Genomic DNA, 16,642 nt, shown 5'->3' with positions numbered 1-16,642 from the left:
TAGGATCACTCTGCTTTGATTAATTTTAAGTTAATAGCACATAACACTAAGCCTAAAATGAGGATTGATACAGCAGCCATAAATAATGATCCGCCATCACTTTTACCTTGATGTAGTACTTCAATGCCTAACGGTGTAAATAAGTGGAAGAACACAGCACCGGCCATAATACCTGAAGATGCTAACCCGCCAATAGCATGAATTCTTGCACGTAAAGGTGCACTGTTTTGACCTGACATTTTATCTTTCAGTAACAATACTAAAGGACTTAATAGCAGTAGGCTGGTTGCTAATTCAGCACTGCCAACCACAATCGCGCCGTATTGGGCAAAAAAGCTACCTAAATCGACAGACAAGGTGGTTGCTATCCATGAACCTATGGTTGAGAAGATATGCATCGTATCTGGGTGGCCAGAAAATTTGTATGGAATAGAAGATAAAAAGACTTTAGTGATCCAAACCACGATAACCCAGTTAGCAATAGTGTAAATACGGTTCTTTGTTAACATATTAAAAAATCCTTTTAATTAGTTTAATACGTGAGGCCAGTTTTGATCAGCTTTGATTATAAAATTGGCTTTGTCTCCTCGCCATTGTTGCTTGATATCAGCGTTGTAATTTAAATAAAGTTTACCGTTTTCAATTGTCCACTGCTCGGGATCTGAAGACGCCGTATCATTTTGAGCAACCGCATAGGCGCAATAACCACCATATTGTGGTGCGTATTTCTCTGGATCTTGTGTAAATAATGCAAGGTGTTGGTTGTTACTAAAATACCAATCTTCACCTTGGTATTTATAACTGAATTTTTTTAATCCTTTAACCGCTTTTGACTGGGTAAAATAAGCAACGGTATCGTAACCGCTCACGGCTTTACTACTAAAGTAACCAGTATAGATAGGATCTTTAGCAAAACTGTTAAATGAGAAAATTAGGCTGCTGATAACTAACAATTTAATTATATATTTCATCTCTATTAATCCACTGTCGTTAAGTATGTCTAGCAAGCTGTGTGCTAGGTCTTGTCTATACTATAGCTGTGATTAGATTGGGAGTTATCACAAAATTATCACAATTTAATATCAAAAAAGTACATTGCGATAATCTTAATTCTTGTTAGGATCCCCCTCATTATTGTTTGTCGTTTTTATAAAGGTAGTTTTATGGATTTTTATACATTGGCCTTAGGTCTATTTATGCTGTGCCATGGCAGCTATATTGCGTTGACTCGTGCTAAAGCTAAACATCAAAAAGCACGTTTAGACTTTATGAAAAAAGCGTTAGGCCGACCAATCGGTTTTACCATCTACTCACTCATTTATGTCATCCTACCAATCGGTTTTGGTGCCTATATATCGTATGCAGGTTTCAATAATGTGTCCTTGAGCACAATATTTACTGGTTAATAACCTGAGGTACACACATGTCTGAACAAGAAAAGTCATATAACGTTAATATGTTAAAGCTCGTTAGAGAAGGCTTAACCGCGTTAGCTGATGCGCAAGCAGAAAAGCGTAGCTTACAAAATCCCGTTTCAGAAACGCATTTTTTGGGTAATTGGATCATTACTGCGTTAAAAGAAAAGCGTTTTGATATTATCTTAGCGGGTGACTTAAAAATTTGGTTGCAAGAAAGTCGCACATTAGGGCCAAAGGCTGCTTTCAAACAACGTTTCGAAAAAATTGAACGTGTCTATACCCAGATCTGCGAACTGGAATATAAAAATCTAACCCAGTTTGTTTTAGAAGATATCTTAACTGAACTGGATAATGAAGGTTGGTTGATTGAAACTGAAAGCAATGTGACGGATAAGTTTAAATTAAGCTCAAGTGGCGAAAATTCGCTGGTGATCTGTGCTGAAGTCTATGACCGTGCTTTCTCTGATACCGACGGGGTATTGGAAAGCCCGCTGTCAGTGTTTATTCGTCATGGTGATTTGGCATTTATTGATAAAATGTTCTCACACGGTTATTTGGTGTTTGGCTCGACGAATCGCTCTATCGTGAAACGCCACAACCGTTATATATTACGTCCGTTTAACCACGCTAAAAAATTAGCTATTTTACCGACGTTAGCAGACTAATTTAGCCTGTAATACAGGGATGATCTTGATTATCCCTGTATGCTTTTGCTATTAAATACCTTGTTTACCTGCTTCGATATCGACACTTTGGTTCTCTTCTACTACTACTGCCTTGCTTGATAATGCTAACTTAGCTGGATACTGTTCTGGTAATGGTTTCAATAAACTAAATATTTGCGAAAACATGACGATCACAAAAGTGATAAAAAGATTGAAATGTTGGATGTCAGGTAATGGTAATATTACGCTAAACAACAGAAATATAAGTGCAAATTTACAAGCATGACCGAGGATCATGAACGTATTGGCTCGCATAATGCTGCTAGACCCGATATATAAAAATGATAGTCGGGTAAAGATATATTGTGGTACCAAGAAGATCATCCCCCCCAATGCTGCCGAGCGTGTAGTCTTATGGTCTGTCCCCAGGTAAGTTGCAGAAACAATAAATATTACCAACAACAACTGACCTAAAATTAGTTTTAGTGCATAACTTCTGATGGCTAATTCATATGCATTATGTGGTGTTAACAACTTACCCTCCAACTCGATTAAATAAATTATACGACCGCTATTTTACCTTTTTCTATATATCTATGCATAGCAAATCTTTGCTTACGCTATGTAAAATACCGTAAAGAAATAATGTTTACAGCTAACTGCTTATTATCATTATGATAATTCCATTACTGAATTTAGATCATCGGCGAGTGTTTTTAAAATGATAACTTGTTGTGATAGCTGCGTGCCTTGAGTTGCGACTGATTCCGATATCTGACTGGTTTTATCGGCAGTTCGGTGTTATGTAATGATTGGTTTAACATCCAAGCTGTAATGGCAATCACAATGCCACTCCAGCATATTGCCATGGTTAAGCTTGCGGTGAGGAAAAATGAAATAATAAGCAGTGGGATCCAGAATGCTTGCGGAGAAAGAATCACCCCACCGGTCTGATAAATTAGGTTTAAAGCGTTAACAACCATACCAACAAAGCCGATATGTAGGGCTAGATTGGTGGTTTTAAATAAGCGTAATACCAGCGACGCAATCAGTTCGGCACAGATCAAAAAGAGGGAGGTGATGATCATCGCTTGATGATCATGGTTGTACCATTTTACAAAACTGTAGATCCCTGAGACAAACGACAATAACGTAAAAAAAAGTATAATCTCAACGCATTGAGATTGGCTTTTATCCCAATCATGGTATTGATTCCTTTATGCGATCTGTATGGTGATTTATTTATAGAGGAGGTATGACGATTTTTTAGGGGGGATGCATGACGACCGCCAAGTAGGGATAGGCAGTCGACATTTTTGGCGAACTATATATCGAGCATTTCTTCTTTTAAGTCATCATCTGTTGGTTTATCGCCTAACCAGATAGCAAGTACTGTTTTTCTAAAGTCTTCACCTGATGTGATCGACATAAACTCGCCATTTTTATAGTTTATCAAGCCTTCGCCAGGCACACTCAGTAGTGTAAATTGATCCCCTTTTTTAATGGGATCTGCAAAGGTATCAATAAAAGATTTTATTTTGGTATCTAAGTTTTTGCTTTGCCCTGTGGTGGCACGTTCGAAACCTTCCTTCATTGCGTTGATCATTTTTTCTGACGTGATCATATTTGAGGTGATATTTAAGCGAATAGCCACGGCTTTATCACTATTGATGACCATATCACCTTGGTTCATTTTTTCGTGGGTAAATAATGAACCGACGTATAAATCAATAAAAAATTTACTGCGGATACCCGCACCGTTAAATTGTAAGCTTTCTCCTTGTGGCGTAATACTGTCTGGTACGCTTACACCTGCGATGTCTGTTGCAGCCATGGCACCGCTGCTCATCATTAATAGGGTACTTAATACTAAAGCCGATTTTTTCATTGAATTCTTCCTGAATGTAATTTTACCTGGCTATGTTATAAGGCTATATCTCGGATAAATGCAGATCTAGCCTTTGTTTAACTTAAATTAGAATGCGAATTTGTAACCAAGGCTGTATTTATCGTCAGCTTTGGTATTGTCACCGCCATAGAACAATGTGATAGTTTGTGTTTTGGTGAGGTAATAACCAAGCTTGAGATCCCAAGCGGTAGACGCCATTTGTAAACCGCCATCTTTGACGTCGGCATCCCATTCTTTACCTGAAAGCGATGTGGTATAACGAATGCTACCTAGCGCAAAGAAATCTTCATGTGGCTGGTAACGAATGTATGCCATCGCGGTACCGGTTGTAGCCATCCAATCCATGCCTTCTGAACTAGTTGTTGTTACAGCTTCTTGGCTCATTAATGAAGCAAGAGCTATTGATAATTTCTTTACTGTATCAGCATCGCCGGCTGCTTTTGCTTTTGCAATGTCAGCTTTTGTTTTATCAATTGCAAAACCTAGATTCTGAGCTGAATTATCTTCTGCGACTACACCACCAACCAACAGCATTGGCCAAATATAAAGGTCATCACCAATTGGGATTGTGGCTACTGGACCCGCTTGTGCAACCACCATGTTACCGAAAAACGGATGTTCAGCCGCCACAATATCGGCAAAACCACCTAGGCCATTGGTGGTGTTGATACTGCCGTAGCGTAAACGGAAGTTACGGCTAGAAACATCACGACCAGTTATAGACGATGTCTCTTTATCATCATCAAGAATATCTTTCGCTTCGAAGATAAAACCACTGCGTTGGGTATCAGTTTTAGTTAGGACCGCCATGGCTTCAAAATCAAGGCCTTTGTTACCATAAGCCAAACCAGCATAAGCATAAACCGCTGTCGGGTCAGCCATATCTGGGCCATCTGTTTTTGCTTCTTCTGCAATCACAGCCATTGACGAAAAAGATGCTAACACTGCAAGAGTTAAGATACCTTTTTTCATAATTTACTCCGTTATATTGTTTTAATTTATATAAAAATGACAATTCGATGTCATATCATCTGGCTACAATCCAAGGTTCAATATGACGTCTTTATTTATTCCATTTAGTATTTAGAGTGTTAACTCTAACTTGTGAGTATAATAAGCGTTGTGTAAATTTATTTAGTGAAGATGATCACACTGATAAAATTAAGTATCACTTTATGAGTAATTAATTTAAAAAAGTGAGAACCAGCGTAAAATTCTGTTTTTTTATGTCACGGTAAAATTAATAATTTAATTTATGGTGTCACGTTCCTAATCCGCTCACTTGCACTGTGTGAACGGATCAAGGTCATTGTGCTTTAGTGCTTTATTGCTTTGTGGTTACCCAGTGGCGTTATTTAAACGACGCTGTTGTAACTTCTTGCTAAAGAACATGTAAGCGTAAATACTGTTGATAATGAAACTTGCAGCACCTGCCGCCAGCATTAATTCATCATTACGCGGCATCATTACTACATTACTTTCGAACATGGCAGGGTTTGAGAAGTAATACATAAATGACCCAGCTAATGTAAATGCGCGGGCTTGTAACCAGGTGCCTTTTTTGATGAACAACGCTGGCAGCGTGGCAGATATCAGTACCATCAATTGGGCTGTGGCAGAACCAGGGAAGTTTAAGTAAACAAATACAATATTCCACACATCATAAGCAATGATCCAGAACGTTGTCATTGCAGGCCAGACCATGTCTCGCTCTTTACTCTTATCTGCCTGAATGCTGAGCCAGCCAGTCAAGGTGATAATGGATAAGATACCGCCAATCGCATTTAATATATTTGCAGTATTCCCCATACTGAAGTCTTGCATTACGGCTTCGGAAATATTAATGGCGAGGAATGCGGCGGCACCAAATTTAGCCAGTTTCATGTTCCCTATTTTGGTAAACCTGATCAGCGTGAATAATGCGGCTGCACCGACTACTGAATATAGTTTTATCCATTTGAACCAGTAGGTTACATCGTAGCTAGTCCATAGCGGAATAAGTACAATCGGTAAGATGAAGAACAGTAAGTAGTTACTCCATACTACGCGGCGGCATAATTCGTTAAGTAGCATTAAACCAAGTAACACAAAGATAACGTGGGCATAAGAACGGTATTGATGCCATTTGTGAATGATAAATGAATCGCCATCGAGACTAAAACTAACGCGTTCATCAGCATAAAATGTGAGTGTTGCGCCGTCAAAATCTTTTATTTTAGAGTTGGCATAACTCGTAATGATGATGCGATTCTCTTGTTGACGCCAAGTCTGTTGCTCACTGTGGTTAAAACCACCCGATTGCTTGATCACTTGTACTTGATTGTTATCCGAAAACTCTAAACGATACAGCAAACTGCCTTCGCCTGGTTTACCGTCACGTGTACCTTGCCAAACCGTATTTGTAATATCGGTAACGTAAGTCATATCATTATTGATTGTGGTAGCGTTTGCGCCGCTAGCACCGAACATCAGTAGCAATGTAAACATTGCCATAAACAGTGAGTTAATCCTGTTTCTCATTATTATACTGCTCTCTACAATTAGGATTCTGGAATAGCGCCCATCCAGTGGACGCTATTTATTGATTCTTATCATTTATATAATCAAGATCTGGCTAGTTTTCCTTCTGGGGTTGGGTTTAATTCAGTACCTGCGTAGTCACTAAGTAATGGTTGGTTATCACCACAAGGCGGCTCGCCCGTTGGGTTATTACGTTTTTTATTGAAGTACCAAATAGCGTATGGAACGTGTAGTGCCAAGTTGACCGCACCCCAGAAATACAGGAATGTATCGTTAGCCCAGCTTGAAGAGTCCATAATTGGTGTGAAGATATCACCGTTAGCACGCACCAGGATGTGGAAGGCTAGTGTGAATATTCGAGCTGTGATGTATAATTCTGGACGACCCTTGATGACAGGATACAATTCAGCTGCCATTAGGATACAGAATGAACTCGCAAAGAAGCCCGGGTTTTCACCAAATACGAATGCAAGGTTCCATGTTGTGTATAGGAAGTTCCACGCCGCGGTTGAAAAGAACAGTACATCATTTGTCTTGTCTTTACCGACAACCCAATATAGACGCTGACCATTTTTGTAACGTGGGAACGGAATCGTAATACACAGGATCGCACCACAAATTGCATTGAAGTAGTTTGCGGTGGCAAAATCTTTGGCTGTTGCTTCGGCGATATTCAGGAACAGAACCATGTAAAGTACTTTTAACACCCAGTCGCCGCGGAAGAACGACAAGAATTTATTCGGGTTATCATGATATAACCACGCGATCCGCGCACCACCAACGATGATAGCCGTTGGGATCAGTACACTTACGGTTTTAACCCAACGGAACCAACCGTCAAGATTGTCAGCCCATAGCGGCGCTGTACACAGAGATAAAATCCAAAAAGCAGTGGTTAATCGTGGTGTACGACGCATGCCCTCGACCATGAGTAATAAGAATATTATGTATATACTCATCGATACAACATATTGCCAAACAGGAATGTTCATAAAGCCTCCAGTAGTTTTTATTTAAATATTTGAACTATCTTTATCTAGTTCAGGTCTGATTAATAATTATTTAGAGCAATAGCTCTAACCTGTGGCAATGATAGCCATTTGGGGGTGTTTTTTAAGTGATCCAGATCAAAATTATGATTTAATTAACCCTAACTGGCTATATTTGGGTGGGTGTGTGGTTGAGGTCTCATTTATTCTATTTTTAGCTGTGAGATACAGATAATAATATGTCGTATAAAGATAATGTTGACCGCGATTCATTTTGCTAGCATAAAGTAATCATTATCAAGGAATGGAAGAAAATGGAAATAGCATCTACTTACAATACCTTTACGCTAACTGTTGAAAATAGTGTCGCGCATCTACAATTTAGTCGACCGGATAAATTGAATTCAATGAACCTGGATTTTTGGCGTGAATTTCCAACGGCTATCGCCGCACTTTCTATGAGTGATGATTTACGTGTGTTGGTGATTTCGGCGCAAGGTCCACATTTCTGCGCTGGCATGGATTTGGAAGTATTCCAAAGCCCTGATAACTTCCCTATGGGGAAAGATAAAGCCAGAGTCAGTGAGGCGATGCGCCGTTTTGTTATGCAGTTACAACAAGTATTTACTGATCTTGAGCAATTACGGGTACCGGTATTAACGGCGATTCAAGGTGGTTGTATTGGTGGTGCGCTGGATTTAGCTGCGGCATCAGACATGCGTTATTGCACGGCAGATGCGTTCTTTACCATTAAAGAAGTGGAGTTAGGCATTACTGCTGACCTCGGCACATTGCAGCGTTTACCGAGTATTTTACCGCAAGGTATTGTACGTGAGCTCGCCTACACAGGGCGTAATTTTAGTGCTGCTGAAGCAGAGAAATTTGGCCTAGTTAATCAAGTGTTTGACACCCAAGAAGCTATGTTGGATGGGGTATTACAGATCGCCAGTCAAATTGCGGCACATTCACCACTGGCAGTGACCGGCAGCAAAGAGATGCTTAATTACAGTCGTGATCATGGTGTCGATGACAGCTTGAAATATATGGCAACTTGGCAAGCAGGCATGCTGTGTTTAGAAGAAACCATTACGATCTTACAGGCGAAGGCGCAGCGTAAAATACCGGCGTTAAAACCGTTACGTAAAGTGACTGGGTTGTTTGATAGTTAAGAGTTGATAGCTAAGAGCTAGAGACTGTATCAGCATTTAACCAGTGGTATTTAAAAAGCCTCAAAAACTATAATCCAAGGGGATTGGTCTAGAGGCTATTTTAATTTCATCGCCATTAGGGTCGATAATATAAAGAGAGCGCTCCCCCTGTTTACTACCGATAATTACCCCTATATCTTTGACTTGTAACGTCATTTGTTCTCATGAATTTTAGATAAAGTGCTTTTTCCAGCAAAGGGGGAGTCCAACTGGTATAGATAAATAGAACTGATGATAATGAGTAAACTGATGAATATCCTGTTATCTAATCCGGTATCAGCCACTAACATAGACAACAAGACCCCGACTGTTGGTACTAAATAATTACTAAAAGAAGCGAAAGTTGGCCCTTTATTCATAATCAGCGTCATAAAGAGCACATAAACTAAGCCACCACAAAATACCCCGAGGTACAATACCGATCCGATACTGGCAGTACTTGGCATTACTGTTGGCATGGTTCCCCAAATCAACGCCATAGGGATTAATTGTATAGCGGAAACTGCGATAACATCTCTTGCTAAAACAATCGGATGTAAATGCTGCAAGCGTTTTACGAGAAGTAAACTCAAGGAAAAACTTGCCGCGGCAATTAATATTGCGATAGAACCAGAAAAATCTGTCAATCCCTGATGTTGTAGCTGTGGCCAGAACAAATATAATAACCCGCTAAAACCGATCAAACTACAAACGACTGCTTTAAGTGTCATCCTCGTGCCCGCTAAAACCACAGGGGCCAGTAATAAAGTTATCAGAGGATTAGTACCAGTGATCACCGCAGCAAATGCCGACGGGGTTGTTTGCTGTCCCCAGGCTACCAGTAAAAATGGCAAGGTCGCCTCAAGTAGACCAATTAAAATGATAAGTGGCCAGTTACCAGGAGAACGCTTCAATTTAAGCATGTAACAAATCAGAATCAGGAATAGAGCGCCAATACCTGATCGAAATGCGGCGATCCAAATGACATCAATCTCTCCTATAGCAACCGCATTAAAAACGTACTGAGATCCCCAAATGACGCCACAGGCGATCAACATTAATATGCTTTTCATGTTAAATATCCTTTAGTTGGTTGCGGGTAAGCCGTTACTGGGAAATAGATAACGCTTCATCGTACTTCCTTATACTAATTGCAGATAGGGTTGGCCGAAAATTGGCCGCCCATAAATATCATTTTGTTGTAACCGCGTTTTCTTTTGCCATATTAAGGCATTAGATATTGATAACGATTTTTCCGCGTACATGTTCTGTTTCAGAAAGTGCATGTGCCTGAGCAATCTGATCAAACGGCATTTCTGAAATCGCAGGTACCTGGATTTCATTATTGTCGATTAAGGCGCCGATTTTTGTCAGATGTTCACCGTTAGGCATCACCATGACGCGGGCATGTTCAAAAGTAAATTGTTCAGGGATATCGTGCTCTTTTAAGGTGGCAATATATTTTCCTTTGGCGTTAACTTTGTCATAAATACCAGCAACATCGTTATCAACGATATCGAAAACTACATCAAAGGTTGCAAGGGTTGTAAGATAATTAGGTGTTTTGTAATCCACCACATTATCGGCGCCAAGTTCACGTAAATAATCATGATTAGCCGCAGAAGCTACCGCTGTAACCTTAGCGCCTAATTGCTTGGCAAATTGAACTGCAAAACTGCCTACACCGCCACTGGCACCATGTATCAATACCGAATCACCTGCGCTGAGTTGCGACACCTCATAGATTGCCTGCCATGCCGTTAATGACGTCAACGGAACCGCTGCAGCTTGCGCAAAACTAATGTTTTTTGGTTTATAAGATACGGCACTTGCATCCACAGCTACAAACTCGGCATAGGCCCCGTCACGAGTAAGATCACTGAAAGAATAAACTTCGTCACCTACCTTGAAGTTATTGATATTCTCACCAACTTGGGAAATTCGGCCTGCGATATCCCAGCCTAAGGTTAACGGTAATTGGTGTAAATCTTCATCAGCCAACCAACCTTCACGTACTTTCCAGTCAACTGGATTTACGCTGGTATTAACCACTTCAATTAATACTTCGTCGGCTGTGATTTCAGGTAAGGTGATTTGTTCGGTACGTAATGTGTGTTGTCCGCCATATTCATGGATACGAACTGCTTTCATTAGTGGATTGGTTTTCATAGTATTTCCCCATTGGTTTATGTTAATTAATCTCAGTGGGTAAATATTATGTTGTTATGGATTATCAGACACCTGTCCTTTAAGTCAGGCAAGGGGATTATTTATAAATGATGTTCATCCCTGTGGGAAAAGTGAGGCCTTACAAGTGTAATAGACTTGGTATGATTAAACGGAAACTAAACCAAAATGAATTGCCCTAGCTATTGCTTGAGAGCGATTTACAACCTCTAGTTTTTTGAAAATATTAGAGAAATGAAATTTAACAGTACGTTCTGAAATAGCTAAAATCAGTGATGTATCCCAATTACTTTTACCTTCTTTAGCCCAGTTAAGTACTTCTAATTCACGGTTTGACAAATTGGGCTTCCATAAACTTTTACGTATGTTTTCCCCCTGACGATTAAATACTTCATGAATATGAGGTGCAATATATTCAATTAACTGGTTTTGTTCTGCGTCCAGACTGTTTTTCGGTATAACTAAAGAGATCAAGGTCGAACCAACATCCGTTTTAACCAGTATAGAAAGACCGTCACTACCAACATATTTTTGCGACATTTGTTTAAAATCGTCGCTTATATAGTTAGCTTGACTCGTCGCTGTACGCCAGTCGACAGCCGATGTGGTATTTGCAATAGCGCTTAGTATTGGATCTTGATTGAAAAACTTACGCTGAAAGTAAATTTCCTGCCACTCCTCACTGAGGTTTTGAGTGAAAATTTGTTGTTTTGCCGTTAAAGCAAATTCTATATTTGTATCGATAGCAATAGTGGCTGCTTGAAAGGGGATCAGTTCATTGATTTTCGTCAGAATATCCGATATAGAATCCGAATTACTGTTTGCTCTGATACAAGTATCAGCAATATCTAAGATCTTAATCAGCTTATTTTTGTCTTTCATAATGATGTCCCTATCATTAACAGTGATTAGTGCTTAATTTGATTACACTAACTATATTACTTTGTAAGATAATAAACACGATAAAAGACAGGGTTAGTAACAAAAAACTAACAACTTTCAGGGATTACTTAGTATGCATGACTAAGTAACCCCTAAAATAAAAAATGGCCATGTATACTACGCCACTTCAACCCTCGATGATTGGAATTATAGCGGTATTTTGTGCGAGTGAAAATTCAATCAGTTCCAGCATCTTATCCTGGATCATCGGCAGACTTCTTGCTTCTACAGCCGTCGCTAAAGGTTCATTAAGCGCAGTGCTATAACTACGATAACCTTGCTTAATAGGAATAGACATAGACATAGGAATGCCTTGGGCTACACCGCCGCCAATCAACTCGATTGCTTGTGCTGTAATTAATACGGTTTTAGGATCGTGAATCGGTTGGAAAATAATACCATTCTCATCTGAACGCACCATGATCCCTGATAGATCCGGTCTCCAGCTCTCATCTAACTGCGGCATGAATCGCCATGCACAATGCCAGTCTTGGCATACCGAAGGCCTTTTGGTATAGATCTTACAGCCACCTTTTTCCATTAAATTTTTACAGACTTGATCGGCAGGCTTTTTAAAATTTTCATCATCAATCTGAAGTACAACGCAGCATGCTGTGCATTCTCCACATTCTCGACCGGCAACTAAATTTGATTCGTTATTTTTACTCAATTTTTTACCTACGTACGAAAATTTAAAAATGAAAGATATCTGCTACGTTAATATTAATTCATCTAAGAAAAGATACAAAGAACAATGGTGGTATTATTGGTTTTACTGAATTTCAGGTACAAAAAAAGATGCGTTAGCATCTCAATGTAGTTTGATGGCGGGACGGAGGCAGTCTCCAGTCGCTTGTAAACTACTGATAGATAAGGACTGATGCGGTTGTCATTACTATCAATGGTACATCTGGTGGTACAAAACGAATTTGTCATGAAATAAAAATAATTTTATTTACAACCTTGATAGTCGACTTATCGCTTAGATACAGTTTATTCTACCATATAACTTCAATATGCCACATCCATTTGTCCTATGTTGATTGTAGTGCATGTTATTGTTGAGCTAAGCCAGTTTAATTACAAATCGTAACTGGCTTTATTCTAAATTAAGTATTCGACTAAGATCGCTATCTATCTTGAATCATCGGCAGGCGGCAGGTTTCTACGACTACGGTTAAAAGTTCGTTAAGCGCGGGGCTATAACTTTTTGGATTGGAATACTTTGGATAACAGCACCAATTAACTTGATTGCTTGTGCTGTAATTAGTTACTATTAAATAGGAGTTAATAAACTCCTATTTAATTAAGCATTTCTATTAGCGGTGATGACATCGAGGCTATTAACACTTAAAAAATCAATATCATCAGTTAAAATATATTTGATATTGTTTGTTGAAAGCTCATTCTCAATAAATAGATCATAGCCATCCAGATATACATTAGCATATCTGTCCATGTATTGAGTTGCATCTAAAGGTGGTATCGGGCCAAGTGGTGTTGCTCCCCAAGACTCTAGTGTTTCAATAATTGTTTTCATTTCGCTTACTATTATCTGTCGACCACCCTTACGTAGCCACTTTTTCTTTTCGTGTCGTTTGCCACAACCACTCAGAGATGATTCAACATTTACGATAATATTGACCAGTTCCGGAATTGAATAATGGGAGTAGATCAATTGATTATTTTTTTCAATAACAGCCTGAAATAGTGCAGGATATTCTTCTAATTGGTATGCACTTGGTTTTAATGTAGAGGGTAAAGATCTAGCACTGGCAAACGTTAACCAATATAAAACATTTGTATCCAAAAAAACTTTTTCATTTTGAGGGAATTTTGAAGAACTAATATTTATTGAACTCATTTTAACCTCAATCTAAGCCATTATTAACACTATCTTCAATTCGTTTCTGCTCTTCTTCAGATTTTGAATAAAAGTCAATTGCATTATGTATCACTTGGTTAAGCAAGTTACGTCCTACAGGTGTAAGATTATGAAAAATAAAGCGTTCTTTCATTTCACCTAGTGACATTTTTCCTAAGTATGGGGCAATTACAGTATTGAAAAATGGAGATGCGTAAAACTGAATTCCTTCGAAATCAATTTCAACAATGTTTCCTTGTGAAAGTAAATCATCTATAGCACTTTTAAGCTTAAGGCCGCTTTCACGAGATACAGCCGTTTTACCGATAAGGCTTGTTACTTGAATTGTCATTTTAATATCCTAAAGTTATTTAGAAGTACTCTGGAATTTTTTCATTAGTAAAATAATATAATACGTCTTTTTTACACTGTAATGTCAATCTAATCCAGCTTCCTTTGATTGAATATGAGATCGTGTCATACAGATCTTTTTGTTCATGTCTTAAGTAATAAATGTTATCAGTGTATATTTCCATTGACCCACCATTCAAATCAACAAGCTGAGTTAAGAGATGAAAGCCTAAACCTCTAGGTTGAGTTTCACCAGTTTCTCGTAGATTTGCAGTATATGTGGAATTACCTTTAATTAAAGCCCATTTTAATGCTTCAGTAGAGGGTATATCACTGTCTAGATATTCTTTAATACAATTTACTATACCTCTTCCTGAATCCCCAACAAGTAGAGTTAATGTATTATTTTTGCTGTCATAGGAGCCACAGCAGTTAACCTGAAACGTATTACTATGTTCAAACGCATTAGCATAGATTTCCCATAGGGAGCTAAGAACAGAATTTTTTACATCTTCTGAAAAATTTAGCCTGTTTTTCCCTAACCAATCACGTTCTAGATAAGATAAAACTTCATCTTCTTTCGTTGAAGCTAAAAACTCACGATAAGGAATAATGTCATCTGTTTTTACATTATAACCAGGCACATCGTATTGAGCGAATGTAGATAATAACTCCATATTTTTAAGCTTTAAATATACCTGTGAATTCATTGTCTTAGTTTCAATGTGAATTTGACTATTAGTCAATTTCCGTCGTACAAAACAGACGAATGCACCTAGTAAAGCTGTAAGATTAACACCGGCATAGTTGCATGAACTAAAAGTAAGGGTTATATGGTATTTTTTTGAAACATCCCACTCAACAAAGAATAAGCGATGCCAAAGATTATAAAACCCATCTTTAGTATCTCGTACAGAAGGAATACTTATTTCTATAGGAGCAGGTTGTTGAGCTTGTAGATTAAACTTTTTTAGGAACAGATTCTCAGTAATCATTAAGCCATATCTCTCGGTATTAAAACATGGTTGGCGGTACTATTTATTTAACACCCGTTATTCTTGATATTATAAACTGCTGTCTACCATGCCTTACTTTGTTAGGATTATGTCGATACCTTTAATTTTTATTTTGTCAAATTATCGGTATGCACTAACTTTATTGAGTACAATCCAGCTGAGCCTTTATGGGTATACGTCACTGTAACATTTAAGCTATTATATTCAAATGTTTAAACCGTATATAGTGCCTTGAAGATGAATTTAATATATTGTAATGAATTGATGACTATTACTATGTCAGCACTGACGGATGGAACTTATTTTTTGCTCAAGCTCTTAACCCGTGCAATAGTAGCCCTAGAGCAACCAAGCGCATTTTGTATATCGGTATAGCTCAATCCAGCAGTAAGCATGGTTTTAATATTTTTATGTAACTCAGTATTAATCTGCTTACCTTTGTATTTTCCTTCCTCTTTAGCTTTCGCTATTCCCTGTTTTTGACGCTTCTGCCTTGTCTCATAATCATCACGCGCCATCGCAGCGCCAAGATCTAGCATAAAACTCGTTAGCGCTTGCTGTATTGCTGATAACTCGGGTTGGCATGCCGCAAGAGCTTGGTGAGTCATAGGTTGGTCGACAACAACAATAGTTAAGCCCTTTTCTTGAATTCGCGATTTTAGAGTTTGCCATTGCTGATAAGGTAGGCGGGTTAATCGGTCCATTTTTTCAATAACTAATACGTCACCATTATGTGAATCATTGATCAGACGTTCCAGTTCTGGCCGTTCAGCTTTAGTACCACTTTCATTCTCAATATAGAAGCCAGCGATTTTATGATCGTGCTGTTTAATAAAAGCGGCAACTTCTTCTTTTGCTCGTTCTGCTGATTGTTCTTGTGTGGAAGCGCGTAGATAGCATCGGATAAACATAATATCGTCCATGGTTTCGTTTGAGTGGTTTCATTGTTGTGGTTTTGTTAGGGTGGTGTCAATCTTAAATGAAACTAAATTATAGAAGTGTGCGGCTGGTTTCGTTGAAGCATACTCATAATGAACTGGTATTTTTTAACACTAGACAGATTTCGAAAATCAGCAGTTTCACATTTCTATATATTATTCCTTTATCATATTGATGCCATTTAAATGAAAGTGGCTTCAATCGGAAATTAATATTAAGGGAAATGAATATGAAAGATTCAAATATAGAAAAAGATATGGCCTAACACTATAAACAAATGGCCGAATTTTTTAAAAACATGTCGGTTTTATCAATGACATTTGCTGCTATTACGGTAGCGCTAGCAAGTGACTATTTTAAAACACAAGAATATGATTTTTATTTGAATATTGCGCTGGTGGCATTTATCGGAACAGCATTAGCCTCTGTTAATGCTCACCTTGCTTATGCAGAGGTCTTTCGAGTACCAGAGTTATTAACTGGCAGTCGATATGGAAAGCTAGCTGCGAGTACGGCTAAGCCAATTATTGGCTTCTTTGCAGGAGCGACACTCTGTGTTTTTTATGTCCTTATTCAATTAATGAATTGAGCTTTATCTAGATGCAACTAAGCCATATTGAAGCTGACTTTAATAAGCTAGCTTCAATATCTCGCC

General features: G+C 38.5%; 20 protein-coding genes. 4 read left to right on the top strand and 16 right to left on the bottom strand.

Translation table 11 applies throughout. The features are described from left to right. Nucleotides 1–5: 5 nt before the first annotated feature. Complete coding sequence (locus HRT96_RS05245) at nucleotides 6–509, bottom strand: hypothetical protein (protein ID WP_293153208.1); 504 nt, start codon at nucleotides 507–509, stop codon at nucleotides 6–8. A gap of 18 nt (nucleotides 510–527) precedes the next feature. Further along, nucleotides 528–971, bottom strand: coding sequence for a YHS domain-containing (seleno)protein (locus tag HRT96_RS05240; RefSeq protein WP_293153205.1), 444 nt, complete (start codon nucleotides 969–971; stop codon nucleotides 528–530). Between the two features lie 192 nt (nucleotides 972–1,163). On the opposite strand from HRT96_RS05240, the gene HRT96_RS05235 reads away from it, so the two are divergent. Continuing rightward, nucleotides 1,164–1,406 carry a hypothetical protein gene (locus tag HRT96_RS05235; protein ID WP_293144541.1) on the top strand — a complete coding sequence of 81 codons (243 nt, stop codon included), beginning with the start codon at nucleotides 1,164–1,166 and terminating at the stop codon, nucleotides 1,404–1,406. Between the two features lie 17 nt (nucleotides 1,407–1,423). Then, a complete protein-coding gene (locus tag HRT96_RS05230; RefSeq protein ID WP_293153202.1) occupies nucleotides 1,424–2,083 on the top strand; it encodes a DUF2913 family protein in 660 nt (219 codons plus the stop codon). Between the two features lie 51 nt (nucleotides 2,084–2,134). Here the strand turns inward: HRT96_RS05230 and HRT96_RS05225 are convergent, their stop codons facing one another. From HRT96_RS05225 to HRT96_RS05200, 6 genes are all read right to left on the bottom strand, one after another. After that, a complete protein-coding gene (locus tag HRT96_RS05225) occupies nucleotides 2,135–2,617 on the bottom strand; it encodes an ATP synthase subunit I (RefSeq protein ID WP_293153199.1) in 483 nt (160 codons plus the stop codon). A 182-nt stretch (nucleotides 2,618–2,799) separates the two neighbouring features. Continuing rightward, complete coding sequence (locus HRT96_RS05220; RefSeq protein WP_293153196.1) at nucleotides 2,800–3,171, bottom strand: hypothetical protein; 372 nt, start codon at nucleotides 3,169–3,171, stop codon at nucleotides 2,800–2,802. A gap of 236 nt (nucleotides 3,172–3,407) precedes the next feature. Further along, nucleotides 3,408–3,971: a chalcone isomerase family protein gene (locus HRT96_RS05215; protein ID WP_293137614.1), complete on the bottom strand. Its 564-nt coding sequence runs from the start codon at nucleotides 3,969–3,971 to the stop codon at nucleotides 3,408–3,410. A gap of 87 nt (nucleotides 3,972–4,058) precedes the next feature. Further along, complete coding sequence (locus HRT96_RS05210; RefSeq protein WP_293153193.1) at nucleotides 4,059–4,964, bottom strand: hypothetical protein; 906 nt, start codon at nucleotides 4,962–4,964, stop codon at nucleotides 4,059–4,061. Between the two features lie 366 nt (nucleotides 4,965–5,330). After that, on the bottom strand, nucleotides 5,331–6,485 hold the full coding sequence (locus HRT96_RS05205) for a DUF5692 family protein (RefSeq protein ID WP_293153190.1): 1,155 nt from the start codon (nucleotides 6,483–6,485) through the stop codon (nucleotides 5,331–5,333). A gap of 110 nt (nucleotides 6,486–6,595) precedes the next feature. Beyond that, nucleotides 6,596–7,504 (bottom strand): hypothetical protein, encoded by a 909-nt coding sequence (locus HRT96_RS05200; protein WP_293153187.1) that lies wholly within the window; start codon nucleotides 7,502–7,504, stop codon nucleotides 6,596–6,598. A 311-nt stretch (nucleotides 7,505–7,815) separates the two neighbouring features. Here HRT96_RS05200 and HRT96_RS05195 point away from each other — a divergent pair, with 311 nt between their 5' ends. Next, a complete protein-coding gene (locus tag HRT96_RS05195; protein WP_293153184.1) occupies nucleotides 7,816–8,670 on the top strand; it encodes a crotonase/enoyl-CoA hydratase family protein in 855 nt (284 codons plus the stop codon). A gap of 191 nt (nucleotides 8,671–8,861) precedes the next feature. Here the strand turns inward: HRT96_RS05195 and HRT96_RS05190 are convergent, their stop codons facing one another. The 8 genes from HRT96_RS05190 to HRT96_RS05155 form a co-directional block, all read right to left on the bottom strand. Beyond that, nucleotides 8,862–9,761 carry a DMT family transporter gene (locus tag HRT96_RS05190; protein WP_293153181.1) on the bottom strand — a complete coding sequence of 300 codons (900 nt, stop codon included), beginning with the start codon at nucleotides 9,759–9,761 and terminating at the stop codon, nucleotides 8,862–8,864. 160 nt (nucleotides 9,762–9,921) lie between these two features. Then, entirely contained in the window at nucleotides 9,922–10,857 is a 936-nt protein-coding gene (locus HRT96_RS05185) for an NADP-dependent oxidoreductase (protein WP_293153178.1), read from the bottom strand. Nucleotides 10,858–11,022: 165 nt separating this feature from the next. Then, nucleotides 11,023–11,757 carry a LuxR family transcriptional regulator gene (locus tag HRT96_RS05180; protein WP_293153176.1) on the bottom strand — a complete coding sequence of 245 codons (735 nt, stop codon included), beginning with the start codon at nucleotides 11,755–11,757 and terminating at the stop codon, nucleotides 11,023–11,025. Nucleotides 11,758–11,944: 187 nt separating this feature from the next. Next, nucleotides 11,945–12,487 carry a hypothetical protein gene (locus HRT96_RS05175; protein ID WP_293153174.1) on the bottom strand — a complete coding sequence of 181 codons (543 nt, stop codon included), beginning with the start codon at nucleotides 12,485–12,487 and terminating at the stop codon, nucleotides 11,945–11,947. 636 nt (nucleotides 12,488–13,123) lie between these two features. Continuing rightward, nucleotides 13,124–13,681: a hypothetical protein gene (locus HRT96_RS05170; RefSeq protein ID WP_293153172.1), complete on the bottom strand. Its 558-nt coding sequence runs from the start codon at nucleotides 13,679–13,681 to the stop codon at nucleotides 13,124–13,126. 7 nt (nucleotides 13,682–13,688) lie between these two features. After that, the gene (locus HRT96_RS05165; protein WP_293153170.1) at nucleotides 13,689–14,033 is read right to left on the bottom strand and encodes an STAS-like domain-containing protein; all 345 of its coding nucleotides are present in this window, start codon (nucleotides 14,031–14,033) and stop codon (nucleotides 13,689–13,691) included. A 19-nt stretch (nucleotides 14,034–14,052) separates the two neighbouring features. Beyond that, nucleotides 14,053–15,027 carry a hypothetical protein gene (locus tag HRT96_RS05160; RefSeq protein ID WP_293153168.1) on the bottom strand — a complete coding sequence of 325 codons (975 nt, stop codon included), beginning with the start codon at nucleotides 15,025–15,027 and terminating at the stop codon, nucleotides 14,053–14,055. A gap of 320 nt (nucleotides 15,028–15,347) precedes the next feature. Continuing rightward, the gene (locus HRT96_RS05155; RefSeq protein WP_293153165.1) at nucleotides 15,348–15,959 is read right to left on the bottom strand and encodes a recombinase family protein; all 612 of its coding nucleotides are present in this window, start codon (nucleotides 15,957–15,959) and stop codon (nucleotides 15,348–15,350) included. Nucleotides 15,960–16,300: 341 nt separating this feature from the next. On the opposite strand from HRT96_RS05155, the gene HRT96_RS05150 reads away from it, so the two are divergent. Then, nucleotides 16,301–16,576 (top strand): hypothetical protein, encoded by a 276-nt coding sequence (locus tag HRT96_RS05150; protein ID WP_293153162.1) that lies wholly within the window; start codon nucleotides 16,301–16,303, stop codon nucleotides 16,574–16,576. Nucleotides 16,577–16,642 lie beyond the last annotated feature (66 nt).

The organism is Moritella sp., from assembly GCF_013215705.1.
Taxonomy (GTDB): Bacteria; Pseudomonadota; Gammaproteobacteria; order Enterobacterales; family Moritellaceae; genus Moritella.
This window is presented reverse-complemented; position numbering and strand designations above follow the sequence as displayed.

Excerpts from the sequence above, each read along its gene's own strand:
- HRT96_RS05170 (WP_293153172.1), bottom strand. The coding sequence starts at position 13,681 with ATGAGTTCAATAAATATTAGTTCTTCAAAATTCCCTCAAAATGAAAAA.
- HRT96_RS05215 (WP_293137614.1), bottom strand. The coding sequence starts at position 3,971 with ATGAAAAAATCGGCTTTAGTATTAAGTACCCTATTAATGATGAGCAGC.
- HRT96_RS05185 (WP_293153178.1), bottom strand. The coding sequence starts at position 10,857 with ATGAAAACCAATCCACTAATGAAAGCAGTTCGTATCCATGAATATGGC.
- HRT96_RS05180 (WP_293153176.1), bottom strand. The coding sequence starts at position 11,757 with ATGAAAGACAAAAATAAGCTGATTAAGATCTTAGATATTGCTGATACT.
- HRT96_RS05240 (WP_293153205.1), bottom strand. The coding sequence starts at position 971 with ATGAAATATATAATTAAATTGTTAGTTATCAGCAGCCTAATTTTCTCA.
- HRT96_RS05150 (WP_293153162.1), top strand. The coding sequence starts at position 16,301 with ATGACATTTGCTGCTATTACGGTAGCGCTAGCAAGTGACTATTTTAAA.
- HRT96_RS05190 (WP_293153181.1), bottom strand. The coding sequence starts at position 9,761 with ATGAAAAGCATATTAATGTTGATCGCCTGTGGCGTCATTTGGGGATCT.
- HRT96_RS05155 (WP_293153165.1), bottom strand. The coding sequence starts at position 15,959 with ATGTTTATCCGATGCTATCTACGCGCTTCCACACAAGAACAATCAGCA.
- HRT96_RS05205 (WP_293153190.1), bottom strand. The coding sequence starts at position 6,485 with ATGGCAATGTTTACATTGCTACTGATGTTCGGTGCTAGCGGCGCAAAC.
- HRT96_RS05160 (WP_293153168.1), bottom strand. The coding sequence starts at position 15,027 with ATGATTACTGAGAATCTGTTCCTAAAAAAGTTTAATCTACAAGCTCAA.
- HRT96_RS05220 (WP_293153196.1), bottom strand. The coding sequence starts at position 3,171 with ATGATCATCACCTCCCTCTTTTTGATCTGTGCCGAACTGATTGCGTCG.
- HRT96_RS05165 (WP_293153170.1), bottom strand. The coding sequence starts at position 14,033 with ATGACAATTCAAGTAACAAGCCTTATCGGTAAAACGGCTGTATCTCGT.
- HRT96_RS05195 (WP_293153184.1), top strand. The coding sequence starts at position 7,816 with ATGGAAATAGCATCTACTTACAATACCTTTACGCTAACTGTTGAAAAT.
- HRT96_RS05210 (WP_293153193.1), bottom strand. The coding sequence starts at position 4,964 with ATGAAAAAAGGTATCTTAACTCTTGCAGTGTTAGCATCTTTTTCGTCA.
- HRT96_RS05245 (WP_293153208.1), bottom strand. The coding sequence starts at position 509 with ATGTTAACAAAGAACCGTATTTACACTATTGCTAACTGGGTTATCGTG.
- HRT96_RS05230 (WP_293153202.1), top strand. The coding sequence starts at position 1,424 with ATGTCTGAACAAGAAAAGTCATATAACGTTAATATGTTAAAGCTCGTT.
- HRT96_RS05235 (WP_293144541.1), top strand. The coding sequence starts at position 1,164 with ATGGATTTTTATACATTGGCCTTAGGTCTATTTATGCTGTGCCATGGC.
- HRT96_RS05200 (WP_293153187.1), bottom strand. The coding sequence starts at position 7,504 with ATGAACATTCCTGTTTGGCAATATGTTGTATCGATGAGTATATACATA.